Origin of the sequence: Ostreiculturibacter nitratireducens, from assembly GCF_032670585.1 — a bacterium.
Classification (GTDB): domain Bacteria; phylum Pseudomonadota; class Alphaproteobacteria; order Rhodobacterales; family Rhodobacteraceae; genus Ostreiculturibacter; species Ostreiculturibacter nitratireducens.
In genome coordinates this window covers 257076-274978 of sequence record NZ_JAVQHL010000002.1, presented here as the reverse complement: position 1 = coordinate 274978, position 17903 = coordinate 257076, and the positions used below count along the sequence as shown (strand labels likewise).

General features: G+C 65.6%; 17 protein-coding genes. 7 read left to right on the top strand and 10 right to left on the bottom strand.

All coding sequences use genetic code 11. The features are described 5' to 3' along the window. The 4 genes from hemW to rph are packed head-to-tail and all read right to left on the bottom strand — an operon-like array spanning nucleotide 1 to nucleotide 2863. On the bottom strand, nucleotides 1–1155 hold the full coding sequence (gene hemW, locus ABCN56_RS08625; protein ID WP_343080403.1) for a radical SAM family heme chaperone HemW: 1155 nt from the start codon (nucleotides 1153–1155) through the stop codon (nucleotides 1–3). Between the two features lie 3 nt (nucleotides 1156–1158). Then, on the bottom strand, nucleotides 1159–1494 hold the full coding sequence (locus tag ABCN56_RS08620) for a RidA family protein (protein ID WP_343080402.1): 336 nt from the start codon (nucleotides 1492–1494) through the stop codon (nucleotides 1159–1161). Between the two features lie 50 nt (nucleotides 1495–1544). Next, nucleotides 1545–2153, bottom strand: a complete 609-nt coding sequence (locus ABCN56_RS08615) for a non-canonical purine NTP pyrophosphatase (RefSeq protein WP_343080401.1) — start codon at nucleotides 2151–2153, stop codon at nucleotides 1545–1547. Then, nucleotides 2150–2863: a ribonuclease PH gene (rph, locus tag ABCN56_RS08610; protein ID WP_343080400.1), complete on the bottom strand. Its 714-nt coding sequence runs from the start codon at nucleotides 2861–2863 to the stop codon at nucleotides 2150–2152. Before rph ends, ABCN56_RS08615 begins: the two co-directional genes overlap by 4 nt. A 116-nt stretch (nucleotides 2864–2979) precedes the next feature. On the opposite strand from rph, the gene hrcA reads away from it, so the two are divergent. Continuing rightward, nucleotides 2980–4044: a heat-inducible transcriptional repressor HrcA gene (gene hrcA, locus ABCN56_RS08605; RefSeq protein WP_343080399.1), complete on the top strand. Its 1065-nt coding sequence runs from the start codon at nucleotides 2980–2982 to the stop codon at nucleotides 4042–4044. A 5-nt stretch (nucleotides 4045–4049) separates the two neighbouring features. After that, nucleotides 4050–4604, top strand: coding sequence for a nucleotide exchange factor GrpE (locus tag ABCN56_RS08600; RefSeq protein WP_343080398.1), 555 nt, complete (start codon nucleotides 4050–4052; stop codon nucleotides 4602–4604). 9 nt (nucleotides 4605–4613) lie between these two features. On the opposite strand, the gene mutS is transcribed toward ABCN56_RS08600, so the two are convergent. Next, on the bottom strand, nucleotides 4614–7235 hold the full coding sequence (gene mutS / locus ABCN56_RS08595; RefSeq protein ID WP_425466104.1) for a DNA mismatch repair protein MutS: 2622 nt from the start codon (nucleotides 7233–7235) through the stop codon (nucleotides 4614–4616). 159 nt (nucleotides 7236–7394) lie between these two features. On the opposite strand from mutS, the gene ABCN56_RS08590 reads away from it, so the two are divergent. Beyond that, nucleotides 7395–9662 (top strand): NADP-dependent malic enzyme, encoded by a 2268-nt coding sequence (locus ABCN56_RS08590; RefSeq protein WP_343080397.1) that lies wholly within the window; start codon nucleotides 7395–7397, stop codon nucleotides 9660–9662. Nucleotides 9663–9668: 6 nt separating this feature from the next. Here ABCN56_RS08590 and msrA read toward each other — a convergent pair whose 3' ends face one another. Next, on the bottom strand, nucleotides 9669–10292 hold the full coding sequence (msrA, locus tag ABCN56_RS08585) for a peptide-methionine (S)-S-oxide reductase MsrA (protein WP_343080396.1): 624 nt from the start codon (nucleotides 10290–10292) through the stop codon (nucleotides 9669–9671). A 122-nt stretch (nucleotides 10293–10414) separates the two neighbouring features. On the opposite strand from msrA, the gene ABCN56_RS08580 reads away from it, so the two are divergent. Together ABCN56_RS08580 and ABCN56_RS08575 are read left to right on the top strand one after the other, a co-directional pair. Then, the gene (locus ABCN56_RS08580) at nucleotides 10415–11320 is read left to right on the top strand and encodes a D-amino acid aminotransferase (protein WP_343080395.1); all 906 of its coding nucleotides are present in this window, start codon (nucleotides 10415–10417) and stop codon (nucleotides 11318–11320) included. Next, nucleotides 11311–12027 (top strand): sulfotransferase-like domain-containing protein, encoded by a 717-nt coding sequence (locus ABCN56_RS08575; RefSeq protein WP_343080394.1) that lies wholly within the window; start codon nucleotides 11311–11313, stop codon nucleotides 12025–12027. The genes ABCN56_RS08580 and ABCN56_RS08575 overlap by 10 nt, the downstream gene beginning before the upstream one ends. A 45-nt stretch (nucleotides 12028–12072) precedes the next feature. On the opposite strand, the gene ABCN56_RS08570 is transcribed toward ABCN56_RS08575, so the two are convergent. Together ABCN56_RS08570 and ABCN56_RS08565 are read right to left on the bottom strand one after the other, a co-directional pair. Then, a complete protein-coding gene (locus ABCN56_RS08570; RefSeq protein WP_343080393.1) occupies nucleotides 12073–13299 on the bottom strand; it encodes an argininosuccinate synthase in 1227 nt (408 codons plus the stop codon). A gap of 130 nt (nucleotides 13300–13429) precedes the next feature. After that, nucleotides 13430–14194 (bottom strand): hypothetical protein, encoded by a 765-nt coding sequence (locus ABCN56_RS08565; protein WP_343080392.1) that lies wholly within the window; start codon nucleotides 14192–14194, stop codon nucleotides 13430–13432. 217 nt (nucleotides 14195–14411) lie between these two features. On the opposite strand from ABCN56_RS08565, the gene ilvA reads away from it, so the two are divergent. After that, nucleotides 14412–15659 carry a threonine ammonia-lyase IlvA gene (gene ilvA, locus ABCN56_RS08560; protein WP_343080391.1) on the top strand — a complete coding sequence of 416 codons (1248 nt, stop codon included), beginning with the start codon at nucleotides 14412–14414 and terminating at the stop codon, nucleotides 15657–15659. On the opposite strand, the gene ABCN56_RS08555 is transcribed toward ilvA, so the two are convergent. Further along, the gene (locus ABCN56_RS08555; RefSeq protein WP_343080390.1) at nucleotides 15656–16000 is read right to left on the bottom strand and encodes an Hpt domain-containing protein; all 345 of its coding nucleotides are present in this window, start codon (nucleotides 15998–16000) and stop codon (nucleotides 15656–15658) included. The two genes, ilvA and ABCN56_RS08555, sit on opposite strands and share 4 nt — an antisense overlap. Before the next feature lie 175 nt (nucleotides 16001–16175). On the opposite strand from ABCN56_RS08555, the gene ABCN56_RS08550 reads away from it, so the two are divergent. After that, nucleotides 16176–17456 (top strand): PP2C family protein-serine/threonine phosphatase, encoded by a 1281-nt coding sequence (locus tag ABCN56_RS08550; protein ID WP_343080389.1) that lies wholly within the window; start codon nucleotides 16176–16178, stop codon nucleotides 17454–17456. Here ABCN56_RS08550 and ABCN56_RS08545 read toward each other — a convergent pair. Then, complete coding sequence (locus tag ABCN56_RS08545) at nucleotides 17453–17893, bottom strand: NUDIX hydrolase (RefSeq protein WP_343080388.1); 441 nt, start codon at nucleotides 17891–17893, stop codon at nucleotides 17453–17455. The two genes, ABCN56_RS08550 and ABCN56_RS08545, sit on opposite strands and share 4 nt — an antisense overlap. Nucleotides 17894–17903: the final 10 nt, after the last annotated feature.

Sequence of the window (17903 nt, the reverse complement as noted above, 5' to 3'; positions counted from 1 at the left end):
TCAGGGTAGAAGTTCCCGGATCACACCGTTGAGGACGGCGCGACCCTCTGCCGTCGCCCCAAGCCGCCCGGCGGCGCGCCAGACAAGTCCCTCGTCCATTAACATGTTGATTTTGTTATCATCAAGCGGTCCCCGAGCAAGAATCTGATAACGGGAAAGCTCTATCCCCTCCGCCAGCCGCAGCCCCATCATCAGGTATTCCGCGGCTTGATCCGCCAGCGGCAGAAGTTCCCTAGGCACCTCGCCGGAGCCGCGGTCCTCGACCGCGCGCAGCCAGTCCGCGGGCCCCTTGGGTGTCTCCGTCGCGTGGCGATGCCCGTCAAGCGTCAGGCGCCCGTGTGCCCCTGGACCGATGCCGGCGTAATCCCCCGCGCGCCAATAGATCAGGTTGTGCCGGCTCTCCGCGCCTTCCCGCGCGTGGTTCGAAACCTCATAGGCCGGCATCCCTGCCTTGTCACAAATCTCCTGTGTCATCAGATACATATCGGCCGCCAGGTCATCGTCAGGCAGGCCTTTCAGCTGCCCCAGAGCCGCCCGGGAACCGAAAACCGTGCCCTCCTCGACGGTCAACTGGTAGAGCGAGAAATGATCAACGGCCATGGCAAGAGCCTCGGACAATTCGGCCCGCCACCCTTCCGCCGTCTGGCCCTGCCGCGCATAGATCAGGTCGAAACTCACACGGTCAAAGACGCCGCGCGCTACGTCGAACGCTGCGCGAGCTTCGGCGGCCGTATGCATCCGCCCCAGGCGCCTCAGATCGGCGTCGTTGAGCGCCTGCACGCCCATCGAGACGCGCGTGACGCCTGCCTCCCTGTAGCCACGGAACCGGCCGGCTTCGACGCTTCCGGGGTTCGCCTCGAGCGTTATCTCTGCGTCGTTCGCCATCGGCCAGGCCGCCCGAACCGCTTCCAGGACGGTTGCCACGGTCTCTGGCGCCATCAGGGACGGCGTTCCGCCGCCGAAGAACACGGTATCGAGCACCCGCGGCCCCGTTTCCGCCGCCACCCGACGGATTTCCGCGACATAGGCCCGAGCCCAGCGTTCCTGATCGATCGCCGCCGCGACATGCGAGTTGAAGTCGCAATACGGGCATTTCGACGCGCAGAACGGCCAGTGCAGGTAAAGCCCGAATCCGCCGTTGCGCCAGTCTTCCATACCTCAGCCCCGCATCGCGGTGACTTCGATCTCCACATTCATCTCCGGCCTGATCAGCCCCGCGACCACCATGGTCGCCGCGGGCCGGATCTCGCCGAGAGCTTCGCCGAGGACCGGCGTGATCCGTTCCACGAAGGAAGCATCCGTAACCGTGTACTGGACGCGAACGATGTCCTCCATCGTGAACCCGGCCTCCTTCAGGACCCCTTCTATGGTCCGGAAACAGTTCCGCGCCTGTTCGGCCACCTCCTCCGGCATCTGCATCGTGGCGTAGTCGTAGCCCGTGACGCCGGAAACGAAGCACCAGTCGCCCTTCACGATGGCGCGACTGTAACCCATTGTTTTTTCGAACGGAGATCCCGTCGAAATGCGCCTGACCTTCATCTCCCTCACTCCTCGAACAAGGCCACGAGCCTGCCGAAGGCGTCCGCCCGGTGGCTGATGCTGTTCTTAAGGTCCGGGTCCATCTCGCCATAGGTCATGCTGTAGCCTTCGGGCTGGAACATCGGGTCATAGCCGTGCCCGCGCGCCCCTCGCATCGGCCAGACGACCTGACCTTCCGCCTTGCCCTCGAAGACTTCGTCATGTCCGTCCGGCCATGCCAGAACCAGTGTGCACCGGAACCGCGCCGTTCTGGGATACGGCGCTTTCGCGGCCTCGAGTTCTTCCCATGTCCGCGTCATGGCGCGTACGAAATCGCGCCCGCCCGGACCCTCGGCCCAATCCGCCGTATGGACCCCGGGCGCACCCCCGAGACCGTCGACCTCGATCCCGGAATCATCCGCAAGCGCGGGCAGCCCCGAGGCCTTGGCCGCCGCATGCGCCTTGATCCGCGCGTTCCCGACGAAGGTCGTCTCGGTCTCCTCGGGCTCCGGCAGGCCAAGCTCCCCGGCCGAGACGCAGGAAATCCCGAACGGCTTCAACAGCGCCGCGATCTCCTGCAGCTTCCCCGCGTTATGGGTCGCGATCAGCAGCCGGTCGCCGGTAAACCGTCTCATCCCAGCGCCGCCTTCTGCGCCGCGACCAGTTCCGAGACGCCCGCTTCGGCAAGATCCAGGAGTTCGGTCATCTCGGCCCTGCTGAATGTGGCGCCCTCGGCGGACATCTGCACCTCGATCAACCGCCCTGCGCCGGTCATGATGAAATTGCCGTCCGTCCCCGCCTCGCTGTCTTCGGCGTAGTCAAGGTCAAGCACCGGCTGGCCTGCGTAAATGCCGCAGCTGACCGCGGCCACGTGGTCGAGGATCGGGTCCGACGTGACCGCGCCGACCTTCAGAAGCTTGTTCACCGCCATCCTCAGGGCCACCCACCCCCCCGTGATGGAGGCGCAGCGGGTTCCGCCGTCGGCCTGGATCACGTCGCAGTCGACAACGATCTGGCGCTCACCCAAGGCCACGCGGTCGATCCCTGCCCGGAGCGAGCGACCAATAAGCCTTTGAATTTCCTGCGTTCTGCCGCTCTGCTTGCCCGCCGCAGCCTCCCGCCGGCCACGCGTGTGCGTGGCGCGGGGCAGCATGCCGTATTCCGCAGTCACCCAGCCGAGCCCGGAGCCCTTCAGGAAGGATGGCGCCTTGTCCTCGATCGTCGCGGTGCAAAGGACATGCGTGTCCCCCATCCTGATCAGGCACGATCCTTCCGCGTGCTTCGTGACTCCCGTCTCGATTGAAACGGCACGCATTTCGCCTATCTTCCTGCCGGAGGGACGCATGATCTAACCTTTCATTATCTCAAGGCCAGATATGCCCCGCGCCGGGCGTGATGCAACCCCGATTGACGGAGGAAATCTACCGCCTCTAATGTTCCCAACCCCCAGCGACGGTGACGATGAACGAAAGCCCTAACATTCTTGCCGACCTGAACGAGCGGAGCCGCGAAGTCTTCCGCCGCGTGGTCGAGGGCTACCTCGATACCGGCGATCCCGTTGGTTCCCGCACCCTGACCCGCTCCATGAGCGAGAAGGTCTCTGCCGCGACAATCCGGAACGTCATGCAGGACCTCGAGTACCTCGGTCTCCTCGGCAGTCCGCATGTTTCCGCGGGCCGTGTGCCCACTCAGCTGGGCCTGAGAATGTTCGTGGATGGCCTCATGGAGGTCTCCACCATGGCCGAGGAGGACCGGGAAAAGATTGACGCGACGCTTGGCCAGAACGACCCCGATGTCGGCACGATCCTTGACCGCGTCGGCGCCGCGCTTTCGGGGATTACCAGGGGTGCGAGCCTCGTCCTCGCTCCGAAGCACGAGGCCCCGATCCGCCACATCGAGTTCGTGAGCCTCGGCCCGGACCGCGCTCTCGTGGTGCTCGTCTTCGCGGACGGCCACGTGGAAAACCGCGTCTTCAATCCGCCCCCGGGCCAGACGCCGTCCTCGATGCGGGAGGCGGCGAACTTCCTGAATTCACTTGCCGAGGGCCGCACGCTTTCGGAACTGCGGACGCAGCTTCGGCGCCAGATCGAAGTGTATCGCCAGGAACTCGACGCGCTGGCCCGTGAACTCGTGGAAAACGGCCTCGCGCTCTGGGACGGCACGGGCGACGGGGCCGAAAGGCTCATCGTACGCGGCCGGGCGAATCTGATCGGCGAGGAGGCCAGCGACATCGAGAGAATCCGGACGCTGTTCGACGATCTCGAAAGGAAGCGCGACATCGTCGAATTCCTCGAACTCACCGAGGCCGGCGAAGGCGTGCGCATTTTTATCGGCTCAGAGAACAAACTTTTCTCACTTTCGGGTTCCTCTCTGGTGGTGTCTCCCTATATGAACGCCGACCGTAAGATCATCGGCGCCGTGGGCGTGATCGGGCCGACGCGGCTCAATTACGGCCGCATCGTGCCGATCGTCGATTACACGGCGCAACTCGTCGGCCGGATGCTCGGCGGCGAGCGCAAGGGATAAGACTTATGAGCGAGATGAAGAAAGACGAAATCGCCGAGGATCAGGCCCAGATCGGCGAGGAAGCAGTCGAGGAAGTGTCCGAGGTCATGGCCGAGGAGCTGGCCCAGCTTCGGGCCGAGCGGGACGAGTTCAAGGACCGCTTCATGCGCGCCCTCGCCGACGCGGAAAACGCCCGCAAGCGCGGTGAACGCGACCGGCGCGAGGCTGAACAGTATGGCGGCTCGAAGCTCGCCCGCGATCTCCTGCCCGTCTACGACAACCTTCGGCGCGCGCTCGATGCGGCGAACGAGGAACAGCGTGAAATCGCCTCCGCGCTGATCGAGGGCGTGGAACTCACACTGCGCGAACTGGTCCACGTGTTCACCAAGCACGGGATCCAGCCGGTATCGCCCGCCGTGGGCGAAGCGTTCGACCCCCAGATTCACCAGGCGATGTTCGAGGCCCCGGTCCCCGGCACCAAGGCGGGCGACATCATCCAGGTGATGACCGAGGGCTTCCTCCTGCACGACCGGTTGCTCCGGCCCGCGCAGGTGGGTGTGTCCTCCACGCCGAAATCCTGACGACAGGCTCTATTCCGCCAGACTTTGCCTGAGCTCGTACAGTGCTGCCAGCGCCTCGAGCGGCGTCATCTCGTCGGGGTGCAGCTCTTTCAGCTGCGCCTCGATAGGGGATGGCCCCTTGGGTTCGGCGCGCGGCGCGACCGTGACCGTCGCGTTGAACAGCGGCAGGTCGTCCACCAGACCCTCGCGTTTTGCGGACCCCTCGCGCTCACCCTTCTCGAGCGCATCCAGAACCACTCGCGCCCGCTCCACGACCGCATGGGGCAGTCCCGCGAGACGCGCCACCTGCACCCCGTAGGACCGGTCCGCCGCACCCTTCCGCACCTCGTGGAGGAAGATCACCTCGCCCTCCCACTCCTTCACGGCCACCGTCGCGTTCTCGACACCGTCGAGCTTGTGCGCCAGCGCCGTCATCTCATGGTAATGCGTTGCGAACAGGGCCCGGCAACGGTTCACGCCGTGCAGATGCTCCATCACCGCCCAGGCGATCGACAACCCGTCATAGGTCGCCGTCCCGCGCCCGATCTCGTCGAGGATCACCAACGCACGGTCATCGGCCTGATTGAGGATCGCCGCGGTCTCCACCATCTCGACCATGAAGGTCGACCGCCCGCGCGCCAGGTCGTCCGCCGCGCCCACCCGGCTGAAAAGCTGGCTGACGAGCCCGATATGCGCCCGCCGGGCCGGAACATAGCTTCCCGCCTGCGCGAGAAGCGCGATCAGGGCGTTCTGGCGCAGGAAGGTCGACTTGCCGGCCATGTTAGGACCGGTCAGCAGCCAGATCGCCGGCGTCTCGCCATCGGTCAGCGCGCAATCGTTGGCGACGAAGGGCTCCCCGGTCCGCCGCAGCGCGCGCTCGACCACGGGATGCCGCCCCGCCTCCACGACGAAGGCGCGGCTGTCGTCCACTTGCGGCTCGCACCAATCCCCTTCCCGCGCGATTTCCGCGAATGCCGCCGCGAGGTCGATCTCCGCCAGCGCCCGAGCCGCCGCGGCGATCCTCGCCGCCTTCGCCAGAACCGCCGCCGAAAGCTCGCCGAAGATCCGCTTCTCGATCTCCAGCGCCCGGTTCCCGGCGTTCAGGATCCGCGTCTCCATCTCGGACAGGGCGACGGTGGTGAATCGCACCTGGTTGGCCGTCGTCTGCCGGTGGATGAAGGTTTCGTTCAGCGGTGCCGACAGCATCTTCTCGGAATGGGTCGCCGTCGTCTCGATGAAATAGCCCAGCACGTTGTTGTGCTTGATCTTCAGGCTCTGCACGCCGGAAAGCGCGACGTATTCCGCCTGCATCCGGGCGATGACGCCGCGTCCTTCGTCGCGAAGCTCGCGCGCCTCGTCGAGGTCCGCGTCGTGGCCAGAGGCCACGAAACCCGCGTCGCGGGCAAGAAGCGGCGGGTCGGCAACGAGCGCGGCGTCGAGCAACGCCAGAAGTTCGTCATGTCCCCTCAGATCCTCGGCCGACCGGCACAGCCTTTCCGGCGCTTCGACCGAGGCCAGCGCGCCGGCGATCTCCTCGGCCTGAGTCAGCCCGGCTCGGATCGCCCCGAGATCACGCGGCCCGCCACGCTCCAGCGCGAGGCGTGACAGCGACCGGTCCATGTCCGGCGCACGGCGCAGCGCGTCACGCAGTTCTTCCGTGAATCGACCCTGTTCCAGCAGAAAACGCACCGCATCGAGGCGCGATTGCACCTCGGCCAACTCCCGCGACGGCGCCGAGATCCGCCGCTCGAGAAGCCGCGCGCCCGCCGCCGTCACTGTCCGGTCGATCGCGGCCAGAAGCGACCCTTCCCTTCCACCCGACAGCGCCTGAGTGAGTTCGAGGTTCCGCCGTGTGGCCGCGTCGATCTGCATCGCACCGCCCGCGGCTTCCTTCACCGGGGGCCTCAGGTATGGGAGCCGCCCCCTCTGCGTCAGGTCCAGGTATTCGACGATCCCGCCCAAGGCGGAAAGCTCCGCCCGACCGAAAGCGCCGAAGGCGTCGAGCGTCTCGACCCCGAAAAGCTCGCACAGCCGCCGTTCCGCCCCCATGGAGTCGAAAGACCCGCGCGACAGGGGCGTCAGTGCCGCGCCCGCATCTCCCACGACTGCGCTGCACTCCGCGGTCTTCGCTTCGCTCGCGATCACTTCGCGCGGGGCGAGCCGCGCCAGCTCCGGCCCAAGCCGCGACAGCGGGCAGGACATGACCCGGAATTCGCCGGTCGAAATGTCCGTCCAGGCCAGCGCCGCCTCGTCCCGGACCTCCGCCCAGGCCGCTAGGAAATTGTGCCGGCGCGCCTCCAGCAGCGCGTCTTCAGTAAGCGTTCCGGGGGTGACCAGCCGCACCACGTCGCGCGCGACGACGGCCTTCGACCCGCGCTTCTTCGCTTCGGCGGGGTCCTCCATCTGCTCGGCGATCGCCACGCGGAACCCCTTGCGGATCAGCGTCAGCAGGTAGCCTTCCGCCGAATGGACAGGGACTCCGCACATCGGGATGTCCTCGCCCAGGTGCTGGCCGCGCTTCGTCAGCGCGATGTCGAGAGCGGCGGCGGCCGCGACCGCGTCGTCAAAGAACATCTCGTAGAAATCGCCCATCCGGTAGAAAAGAAGCGCGTCCTGATAGCGCCCCTTGATCTCCAGATACTGCGCCATCATCGGCGTCACGGCAGCGTCGGCAATCGTCACGAAAGGCCCCCTCCTTTTCGGAGCCCGACCCTACAAAACAGCCTCGCCCGTTGAAAGCGGCAAATCCTGACCGTTGTCGCCCGACGCGCGCCCGGCTATGACCCGTTTAACAGAGGAGGAGCCCGGCCAATGTCCCCGAAGACCCGCATCACCCGCGAAGAGGCGCTGGCCTATCACCACGATCCGCGACCCGGAAAGTACGACATCACGGCGTCGAAGCCGATGGTGACGCAGCGCGACCTGTCGTTGGCCTATTCGCCGGGCGTGGCAGTTCCGGTCGAGGCGATCGCGGAACGCCCGGAAACGGCCTACGACTATACCGTGAAGGGCAACATGGTCGCCGTCATCTCGAACGGCACGGCGATCCTCGGCCTCGGCAACCTCGGCGCGCTGGCCTCGAAGCCGGTGATGGAGGGGAAGGCCGTTCTCTTCAAGCGCTTCGCCGACGTGAACGCGATCGACATCGAGCTTGATACCGAGGACGCGGACGAGATCATCAAGGCCGTGTCGCTCATGGGGCCGTCCTTCGGAGGAATCAACCTCGAGGACATCAAGGCGCCGGAATGCTTCATCATCGAGCAGCGCCTGAAGGAAATCATGGACATCCCGGTGTTCCATGACGACCAGCACGGCACGGCCGTGATCTGCGCCGCGGGCCTCATCAACGCGCTGGAGCTTTCGGGCAAGAAGATCGGCGAGGTGAAGATCGTCCTGAACGGGGCGGGCGCGGCCGGTATCGCCTGCCTCGAACTTCTGAAGGCCATGGGCGCCAGGCACGACAACTGCATCATGTGCGACACCAAGGGCGTCATCTACCAGGGCCGCACCGAGGGCATGAACCAGTGGAAATCGGCCCACGCGGTGAAGACCGACCTTCGCACGCTCGAAGAAGCGATGAAGGGCGCGGACGTGTTCCTCGGCGTTTCCGCGAAGGGCGCGGTGACGCAGGACATGGTCGCATCGATGGCCGACAACCCGGTGATCTTCGCGATGGCGAACCCGGATCCGGAGATCACGCCTGAAGAGGCGCAGGCCGTCCGCCCCGACGCGATCGTCGCCACGGGCCGGTCGGACTATCCGAACCAGGTCAACAACGTCCTCGGCTTCCCCTATCTCTTCCGCGGCGCGCTCGACATCCACGCCCGTGCCATCAACGACGATATGAAGATCGCCTGCGCCCGCGCGCTCGCCGAACTCGCCCGCCAGGACGTCCCCGACGAGGTGGCGATCGCCTACGGCCGAAAGCTCACCTTCGGCCGCGATTACATCATCCCGACGCCATTCGATCCGCGACTGATCCACGTCATCCCGCCGGCGGTGGCCAAGGCGGGCATGGACACGGGGGTCGCGCGGCGGCCGATCGTGGACATGCCGGGCTATGTCCTTTCGCTCAAGGCGCGGATGGATCCGACCGCGTCGATCCTTCAGGGCATTCACGCCCGCGCCCGCGCCGCGCAGGCCCGGATGATCTTTGCCGAAGGCGACGACGTGCGCGTTCTCCGCGCCGCAGTCGCCTATCAGCGCGGTGGCTTCGGCAAGGCGCTCGTCGTCGGGCGCGAGGCGGACGTGCGCGAGAAGCTGACGGCCGAGGGCCTTGGCGATGCCGTGCGTGAACTCGAGGTCGTCAACGCCGCGAACACGCGCCACCTCGCGACCTACAAGGAGTTCCTCTACACCCGGCTCCAGCGCAAGGGCTTCGACCGGCACGACGTTCACCGCCTTGCCGCCCGCGACCGCCATGTGTTTTCGGCGCTGATGCTGGCCCACGGCCACGGTGACGCGATGGTCACCGGGGCGACGCGGAAGTCGGCCCACGTGCTTGGCCTCATCAACCACGTCTTCGACGCCCGCGCCGAGGACGGAGCCGTGGGGATCACGGCGGTCCTGCACCGGGGCCGCGTGGTGCTTCTGGGCGATACGCTCGTCCACGAGTGGCCCGAGGCGGAGGATCTCGCCGATATCGCCGAACGCGGCGCGCTCGTGGCGCGGGGCCTGGGGATCGAACCGCGCGTCGCCTTCGTGTCCTTCTCGACCTTCGGTTACCCGGTGTCCGAACGCGCGGCCAAGATGCACGAGGCGCCCCGCGTGCTCGACAGGCGCCGGGCCGATTTCGAATACGACGGCGAAATGGCCGTGGACGTTGCCATGAACCCCGAGCAGATGGCGCAATACCCGTTCTGCCGCCTGACCGGGCCGGCGAACATCCTCGTCGTGCCGGCGCGCCACTCGGCCTCGATCTCGGTGAAACTCCTGCAGGAAATGGCGGGTGCCACGGTGATCGGCCCGATCCTTACCGGCGTCGACAAGCCGATCCAGATCTGCTCCACCGGTTCGAACGTGAACGACATCCTCAACATGGCGGTCATCGCCGCCTGTGGACTGGGCCAGACAAGCTAGGGCGCGTCATTCGCGAGAGAACACCGCCTCGGAGCCCCAGAGCTTTCGGAGCCTTTCGTCGCGCCCGCAGCTTTCGCGGTAAAGCTTGTAGGCGCTGGACTTCTTGCGGGGCCCGAAGCGGGTGAAGATGAAATCACCGCTCTTGTAGTAGTCCTGGTGGTATTCCTCCGCCTTCCAGAACGTCCCGGCGTCGAGGATCGGCGTCACGACCGGCCGACCGAGCTTCGCCTCGGCTTCGGCCTTGGCCGCCTCAGCAAGCGCCCTTTCCGCCTGATCAGAGACGAAAATGGCGGTCCGGTAGCTGTCTCCACGGTCGCAGAACTGCCCGCCCGCGTCGGTTGGATCGACGGAGCGGAAGAAGAGCTTCAGGAGCTGCTCGTAGCTCACCTTCGCGGGGTCGTAACTGATTTCGGCGGCCTCGTAATGACCCGTCCCGCCGGCCGATACCTGCTTGTAGGTCGGGTTTTCCACCGTTCCCCCGGTGTAGCCCGACACGACGGACTTGACGCCCGGGACCTTTTCGAAATCGGCCTCCACGCACCAGAAGCAGCCGCCCGCGAAGATCGCGGTTTCGGTCTTTGCCGACACCGGGCCCGCGAGAAGCGCGAAGATCAGGATCAGAAAGCGCATCTTGTCCTCCCCTTGCCAAAGGGTCGGGTCCCCGGACCCGCAAGGCAACTCATCTTCCCGTGAAAACGCCCTTGGCGGCGCCTTCGCCGCCGCATAGCTTCGGCGCCGCGACGGAGGGACAGATGACCGATCACGTGACAACGCACCAGGCCGAGGAAGACGCCCGGAACGAAACCATCCTGATCTGGGTGAACGGCCGCATCGTGCCGAAATCCGAGGCGATGGTCAGCGTCTACGATAGCGGCTTCATGCTCGGCGACGGCGTGTGGGAGGGCATCCGCCTCTATGACGGGAAATGGGCCTTCCTGGACGAGCATATCGAACGTCTCTTCGAAGCCGCGAAGGCCATCGACCTCGACATCGCGATGACGCCCGAAAGCGTGAAATCCGCCTTGCTGGAGACGCAGAAGGCCAACAGTATGCAGACCGACGCCCATGCCCGGCTGATGGTCACACGCGGCGTGAAGGTGCGCCCGTTCCAGCACCCTTCGCTCTCCCGCTCGGGGCCGACGATGGTCATCATCATGGAACACTCGCGTCCGAAGATCCCCCGCCCGATCCGGCTTGCCACCGTCCCGCATATGCGGGGCCTGCCGATGACGCAGGACCCGAAGCTCAACTCGCATTCCAAGCTCAACTGCATCCTCGCCTGCATCGCTGCCGAAAAGGCCGGAGCGGACGAGGCGCTGATGCTCGACGTCCACGGCTTCGTGAACACCACGAACGCCTGCAACTTCTTCATCGTCAGGAAAGGCGAGGTTTGGACGTCGACGGGCGACTACTGCATGAACGGGATCACCCGCCAGAAGGTGATCGACCTTTGCCGCGCGAACGGGATCCCGGTTCACGAACGGAACTTCTCGCTCGTTGACACCTACTCGGCCGACGAGGCCTTCCTGACAGGCACCTTCGGCGCGCAGACGCCGGTTGGGGAAATCGATGGCCGCTTGATCGGCACCGGCCAGATGGGGCCGGTGACCGAACGGCTCCGCGCGCTTTACAAGGACCTGGTGGCGCGATGCGCATAGCGATGTGGTCCGGTCCGCGGAACCTTTCGACCGCGATGATGTATTCCTTCGCGGCGCGAGGGGATTGCGCCGTGTGGGATGAGCCCTTCTACGCGCCCTACCTCGCCGCGACCGGGGCGGACCACCCGATGCGCGCCGAGATCATCGCCGCGCACGAAGCCGACCCGGAGAAGGTCGCGGCCCGCTGCTTAGGCTCTATTCCAGCGGAAAAGCCGCATTTCTACATGAAACACATGCCGCATCACATGCTGCCGGGCTTCCCCCTCGACTGGGCGCACGAGTGTGAAAACGTCTTCCTGATCCGCCACCCTGTGCGTGTCGTGGCGAGCTACGCGAAGAAGCGCGAGGGGCCGACGCTCGAGGATATCGGCTTCGTCCAGCAGGCCGAGCTTTTCAACCGCATCGCGCAGTGGATCGGCCGCGCTCCCGTCGTGATCGACAGTTACGACATCCGCCAGGATCCCGCGACGATGCTGGAAAGGCTCTGCGACGCGATCGGTCTTTCCTACACCGACAAGATGCTCAGCTGGACCGCCGGCGGGCGGCCCGAGGACGGCGTCTGGGCGTCGCACTGGTATGGGGCGGTGCACCGGTCGACCGGTTTCGACGCGCCCGAAGGCACGCTGCCGGATCTCGCGCCGGACTACGCGCGCCTCGCCGAGGCGGCGCTGCCCTATTACGAAAAGCTGGCGGCCCACCGCCTCTGAAGCACCTGCGCGGCCCGATGCTATGTCGGGCCGCGTGTGCGCAGATCAGCCCTTGACCCGCTCGTTCCGCGTGGCGATCAGCTTCAGCCTCAGCGCGTTCAGGCGGATGAAGCCGGCCGCGTCCTTCTGGTCGTAGGCGCCCGCGTCCTCCTCGAAGGTCACGTGCTTTTCCGAGTAGAGCGAGTGGTCGGACCACCGGGCAACCGTCCGCGCCGAACCCTTGTAGAGTTTCACGCGCACCGTGCCGGAGACATGCTCCTGGCTCTTGTCGATCAGCGCCTGAAGCATCTCGCGCTCGGGCGAGAACCAGAAACCGTTGTAGATCAGCTCCGCATAGCGCGGCATGATCGAGTCCTTGAGGTGCCCCGCGCCGGAATCGAGCGTGATCTGCTCGATGCCGCGGTGCGCTTCCAGGAGGATCGTGCCGCCGGGCGTTTCGTAGACGCCGCGCGACTTCATGCCGACGAAGCGGTTTTCCACGAGGTCGAGCCGGCCAACGCCGTGCTTGCCGCCAAGCTCGTTGAGCTTCGTCAGCACCGTCGCAGGCGACATCGCTTCGCCGTTGATCGCGACGGCGTCACCCTTCTCGAAGGTGATCTCGACGAATTCGGGCTCGTTCGGCGCGTCTTCGGGGTTGGCGGTGCGCTGGTAGACGTAATCGGGCGCTTCCTCGCCGGGGTTCTCCAGCACCTTGCCCTCGGACGAGGTGTGCAGGAGGTTCGCGTCGACCGAGAACGGCGCCTCGCCGCGCTTGTCCTTCGCGATCGGGATCTGGTTCTGCTCGGCGAATTCCAGGAGCTTCGTGCGCGAGGACAGGTTCCATTCCCGCCAGGGCGCGATCACCCGGATATGCGGGTTGAGCGCATAGGCCGAAAGCTCGAACCGGACCTGGTCGTTGCCCTTGCCGGTGGCGCCATGCGCGACAGCGTCCGCGCCGGTTTCCTCCGCGATCTCGACGAGGCGCTTCGAAATCAGCGGCCGCGCGATCGAGGTGCCGAGAAGGTAGAGCCCTTCGTAGAGGGCGTTCGCCCGGAACATCGGGAACACGAAGTCGCGCACGAATTCCTCGCGCACATCCTCGATGTAGATGTTTTCGGGCTTGATCCCCAGAAGCTCCGCCTTCCTGCGTGCGGGGTCGAGTTCTTCCCCCTGGCCGAGGTCGGCGGTGAAGGTCACCACCTCGCAGCCGTATTCGGTCTGCAGCCATTTCAGGATGATCGAGGTATCGAGGCCGCCGGAATAGGCGAGGACGACTTTCTTGGGCGCGGACATGGGCAGTCTCAATCCGGTCTGGGGCGTTTCGCGCGCGGTGTATTGACTTTTCCGTGTCTCGGCAAGTGCGCGGCCAAAGAGAAAGGGCGGCCCCGGGGGCCGCCCTTCGCCAGCTTGATCCTGCCTGGGCTCAGAGGCCGAGCAGCTCGCGGAAATAGGCGAGCGCTTCGTCGGAAAGCGTCCTACCGCCCGAAGCGGTCATGAGCGCGTCTCCTTCGAGCCCTTCCTTCTCTTCGACTGTCGCCTCGGCTTCCTCGATCTTGGCCGGAGCTTCGTCGATGACCGTCTGCAGCCGCAATTGCTCGGCTTCGAAGGATTCCGCAGCCGCGAGTTCTGCGTCGAGGGCGGCCTTTTCCGCCTCGTAGCTATCCGACTCCTCGTCGAGGAGCGCGATATCAGCCAGGATATCGGCCGAAGAACGGCCCGTGTAGGCCGCCTCGAGCGCGGCGAGGTCGTCCGCAGCCTTGGCTGCTTCTTGCTCCAGCGCCTCGACCGCCGCTTTGGCTTCAATAGTGGCCAACGCGGCGTCCCTGTAGAGCGCGATCCGGCCGACCTGGCTCCCCGGATTCGCCCGCTCCAGCGCACGCGGGTTGGCATGCGCCGCCATGAGCCCTTTCAGCTCCGAAGCAAGTCGGCCCTGCTCGCTACGCGGAGGCGGAGCGGTCTCTGCCTTGGATACCGAGCGCTTGGTCGCACCTTTGCTGGCGCCGCCGCCCTTGCTGCTGCTCTTGCCGCCGCCGCCTTTGCTTTCGCTCTTGCCGCCACCGCCGCCGCCACCGCCACCGCCACCGCCTTTGTCACCACCACCCTTGGCATAGGCGCTACCGGCGCCGACGAAGGGCGTGATGGGCGAAAGCGGACCGATGATCAGCGCGGCGGTCGCCGCGGCTGCCATAAGCGTCCTCATCTTCATCAGATTCTCCTCTGTCCCAGTTTCACAGGCCGCCCAGAGGCGCAACCTCGGAGCGAATTATGAGCGATTCTGTGGCAGGAGTATGGCAAGGCGGCAATCAAAACCCGGGAGCGCCGAACCCCTTGGCCGAATTTCGCCGATTTCCTTGACAGGAGCGCGGGATCGTGGCCGAAGGGCCGCCACATCGGGAGGCACGCGAATGACGGGATTCATGGAAGCCGCAAGGCAGGCAACGCAGGCGCTGCGGGCGCTTTTTCCGGAAACGCCGCTGCAGCGCAACGACCATCTCTCGGCCCGCTACGGGGCTGAGATTCTCCTTAAGCGCGAGGATCTTACGCCGGTCCGCAGCTACAAGCTCCGCGGCGCGTTCACAGCCATGCGGAAGGTCCTGGCCGAGGATCCCGCGCATGGGCACTTCGTTTGTGCCAGCGCCGGGAACCACGCGCAGGGGATGGCCTATGCCTGCCGCCATTTCGGTGTTCGCGGCACGATCTTCATGCCTGTCACCACGCCCCAGCAAAAGATCGACAAGACCCGCGCTTTCGGTGGTGACTCCGTCGATATACGCCTGACGGGTGACTACTTTGACCAAACTTTGGCAGCCGCGCAGTCCTTCTGCGCCGATGCGGGCGCCCATTTTCTTTCGCCTTTCGACGATGAAGACGTGATTCTCGGCCAGGCGAGTGTCGGCGTCGAAATCCTCGACCAACTGGGCCGAGCGCCCGACCTCGTGATCCTGCCGGTAGGCGGGGGCGGCCTTGCCGCCGGGGTGACGACGTTCCTCTCCGAGGCGGCACCAGAGGTCGGTTTCCGTTTCGTCGAGCCGCTCGGCGGCGCGAGCCTTACTGCCGCGGTTGCCGCGGGAGAACCCGTGACGCTCAAATCCGTCAACAGCTTCGTGGATGGCGCCGCTGTCGCCCGGATCGGCGCGCGCTCCTTCGCGCGGCTGAAGGGCATCGATCCGGCCCATGTGCTTCGCGCGCCCGAAGACCGCATCTGCATAACGATGCTGGAAATGCTCAACGTCGAGGGGATCGTCCTCGAGCCTGCCGGCGCGCTCTCCGTCGATGTGTTGCCGGAGCTTGCCGACCAGATCGCCGGCAAGACCGTGGTCTGCGTCACGTCGGGCGGCAATTTCGATTTCGAACGCCTGCCCGAGGTCAAGGAGCGCGCGCAACGCTACGCCGGGCTGAAGAAGTACTTCATTCTCCGGATGCCGCAGCGACCGGGCGCATTGAAGGAGTTCCTGACCATGCTCGGCCCGGACGACGATATCGCGCGTTTCGAATACCTCAAGAAATCCGCGCGCAACTTCGGCTCCGTGCTGATCGGGATCGAGACGAAGAAGGCGACGAACTTCGCCGATCTCATCGCGAAGCTCGATGCCTCCGGTTTCGCCTACCGCGACATCACCGCCGACGAGACGCTGGCGGAGTTCCTGATCTAGGCCGCGGCTCTGCGAAAGCCGTAATCGGCGGCGCGTTCCATGAACTGAGCCTTGGACCGACCGTAGCAGTCGAGGATCTCGCGGATGTCCACGGAGCGGGCACGACCGGCAGCCGCAGTGCGTTCGCCGCCCTGGCAAAGCGCGCCGAAAGCGGCGAAGCCCAGGTTCCAGGCGCTGCCTTTCAGGAAATGCAGGTCTTCCTCGTAGTGCTCGGTCGACGGCTCGGACCGGAGTCGCATCACGACCGTCTCGACCTCGTCGAGGAAGAGTTCGACCACCTCGGCGAAACCCTCCTCCCCGATCTCGTCGCGAAGTTCCTCTACCCGTTTCCAGTCAATCATATCCACCACTCCGTCGGGACCTGCCACCACGGTCCCGCAGGCTAGCTTCCGAACCTTTAGAGCCGGTTAAGACGAACCGATCGGCAGGGCCCAGGCGTGCTTCACGGCGCCTTAACCCGCCCAGCCTAGGCTGGGGCGACGTGATTGATGCAATCAGTTTGGAAGGAAGGCGCGGATGGGCAGGTTCGGGCAGGCGGAGGCCGGGGATTGCGCCCCGAAGACCGATCCGTCGCGCCGGGTGCTCGTCGTGGACGACAGCGCAATGCAGCGGAAGATCCTGTCGGCCTCGCTGACGCGAGCGGGGTACCGGGTGACCGAGGCCGAATCCGGTGAACGTGCGCTTGAGCTCTGTGCCGTCGACCCGCCCGACTTCGTCTTGTCGGACTGGATGATGAAAGGCATGACGGGCCTCGATTTCTGCCGCGCCTTCCGTGCCATGCCACGCGAAAGCTATGGCTATTTCATATTGCTGACCTCGAAGAACGAGGTGTCTGAAATCGCGCTCGGGCTCGAGGCTGGGGCGGACGATTTCCTGACGAAGCCGGTGACCGCGCTGGAGATACGCGCGCGTCTGGCGGCCGGCGAACGCATCCTCGGGATGGAGGCCGAACTCAAGAGGAAGAACCGGCTCGTCTCCTCAACCCTAAGTGAACTGCAGGGGCTATACGATTCGATAAACCGCGACCTCATGGAAGCGAAGAAGCTCCAGCAAAGCCTCGTAAAGGAACGCCACCGCAGTTTCGGCAACGCGGAGGTCTCGCTGTTCCTGCATCCCTCGGGCCATGTCGGCGGCGATCTCGTCGGGTTCTTCCCGATCAACGCGCGTCGCGTCGGGCTCTACGCGATCGACGTGTCGGGCCATGGCATAACCTCCGCGCTGATGACGGCGCGACTTGCGGGTTTCCTTTCCGGTACCTCTCCGGAACAGAATCTGGCGCTGATCCTCTCGGACCTCGGGATTTACGACGCGCGTCCGCCGGACGAACTGGCCGCGTATCTCAACGACCTCGTTCTGGAGGAGTTGCAGACCGAGAACTACTTCACGCTGGCCTATGCAGACGTGGACCTTATTTCCGGCCAAGTCGAGATGGTGCAGGCCGGCCACCCGCATCCGATCGTGCAGCGTGCCGACGGGCGAGTGGAGAGTTTCGGGTCCGGCGGCCTGCCCATCGGCCTGATCGAGGGTGCCCGCCACACGCCGTTCGAGGCGCGGCTCAGCCCCGGAGACCGGCTCTTCCTGATGTCCGACGGGATCACGGAGGCGGAAGACCCCTCGGGCCGCCAGCTTGGCGACGAGGGGCTTGCGCGCCTGATGGCCAAAAGCCGGGGGCTCGGCGGCCCGGCCTTCCTGGAGGCACTCGTCCGGGATATCGCGGCGTTCACCGGTGGTGATTTCGGCGATGACCTGTCCGGCGTCCTCTTCGAATTCCACGGCGCCAAGAAAAACGCCGACTAGCTCCGAAGCGCCCTGATCAGGAAATGCCGGTCGCCCTCGTTCCCGAGGAGGTCAGCCGCGTCCTCCGCCGCGAGCCAGACGGCGCGGTGCGCCGGTTCCGTCGGCGGTCCCAGCCGCCGCGCAGGGCGCGCCGTGTAGACGGTGCAGATCTTCTCGGCCCATTTGTCGTATTCCGGCATGTAGACGAAGCGGCGGAAGGCGCCGAGCCGCCGAGCCTCCGCGATGGTCCACCCGGTTTCCTCGTAGACCTCGCGATGCAGCGCATGCAGGGGCGATTCGCCCCTGTCGATCCCGCCGCCGGGCAACTGGAACTCGGGTTGGGGGTGGGACTGGTGCGTCACCAGCGCCCGGCCACCGGCCAGGAGCACCGCGTAAACCCCTGGCCTCGGGGAGTAATGTTGGCCGGCCACCAGCCTTTCACCGAACCTCCTGATCATGTCCGCCCCT

Coding starts and splice junctions, on each gene's coding strand:
- ilvA (WP_343080391.1), top strand. CDS start 14,412: ATGACGGGATTCATGGAAGCCGCAAGGCAGGCAACGCAGGCGCTGCGG.
- ABCN56_RS08565 (WP_343080392.1), bottom strand. CDS start 14,194: ATGGCAGCCGCGGCGACCGCCGCGCTGATCATCGGTCCGCTTTCGCCC.
- ABCN56_RS08575 (WP_343080394.1), top strand. CDS start 11,311: ATGCGCATAGCGATGTGGTCCGGTCCGCGGAACCTTTCGACCGCGATG.
- hrcA (WP_343080399.1), top strand. CDS start 2,980: ATGAACGAAAGCCCTAACATTCTTGCCGACCTGAACGAGCGGAGCCGC.
- ABCN56_RS08620 (WP_343080402.1), bottom strand. CDS start 1,494: ATGGGTTACAGTCGCGCCATCGTGAAGGGCGACTGGTGCTTCGTTTCC.
- ABCN56_RS08550 (WP_343080389.1), top strand. CDS start 16,176: ATGGGCAGGTTCGGGCAGGCGGAGGCCGGGGATTGCGCCCCGAAGACC.
- mutS (WP_425466104.1), bottom strand. CDS start 7,235: ATGATGGCGCAGTATCTGGAGATCAAGGGGCGCTATCAGGACGCGCTT.
- ABCN56_RS08545 (WP_343080388.1), bottom strand. CDS start 17,893: ATGATCAGGAGGTTCGGTGAAAGGCTGGTGGCCGGCCAACATTACTCC.
- ABCN56_RS08615 (WP_343080401.1), bottom strand. CDS start 2,153: ATGAGACGGTTTACCGGCGACCGGCTGCTGATCGCGACCCATAACGCG.
- ABCN56_RS08555 (WP_343080390.1), bottom strand. CDS start 16,000: ATGATTGACTGGAAACGGGTAGAGGAACTTCGCGACGAGATCGGGGAG.
- rph (WP_343080400.1), bottom strand. CDS start 2,863: ATGCGTCCCTCCGGCAGGAAGATAGGCGAAATGCGTGCCGTTTCAATC.
- hemW (WP_343080403.1), bottom strand. CDS start 1,155: ATGGAAGACTGGCGCAACGGCGGATTCGGGCTTTACCTGCACTGGCCG.
- ABCN56_RS08600 (WP_343080398.1), top strand. CDS start 4,050: ATGAGCGAGATGAAGAAAGACGAAATCGCCGAGGATCAGGCCCAGATC.
- ABCN56_RS08590 (WP_343080397.1), top strand. CDS start 7,395: ATGTCCCCGAAGACCCGCATCACCCGCGAAGAGGCGCTGGCCTATCAC.
- ABCN56_RS08570 (WP_343080393.1), bottom strand. CDS start 13,299: ATGTCCGCGCCCAAGAAAGTCGTCCTCGCCTATTCCGGCGGCCTCGAT.
- ABCN56_RS08580 (WP_343080395.1), top strand. CDS start 10,415: ATGACCGATCACGTGACAACGCACCAGGCCGAGGAAGACGCCCGGAAC.
- msrA (WP_343080396.1), bottom strand. CDS start 10,292: ATGCGCTTTCTGATCCTGATCTTCGCGCTTCTCGCGGGCCCGGTGTCG.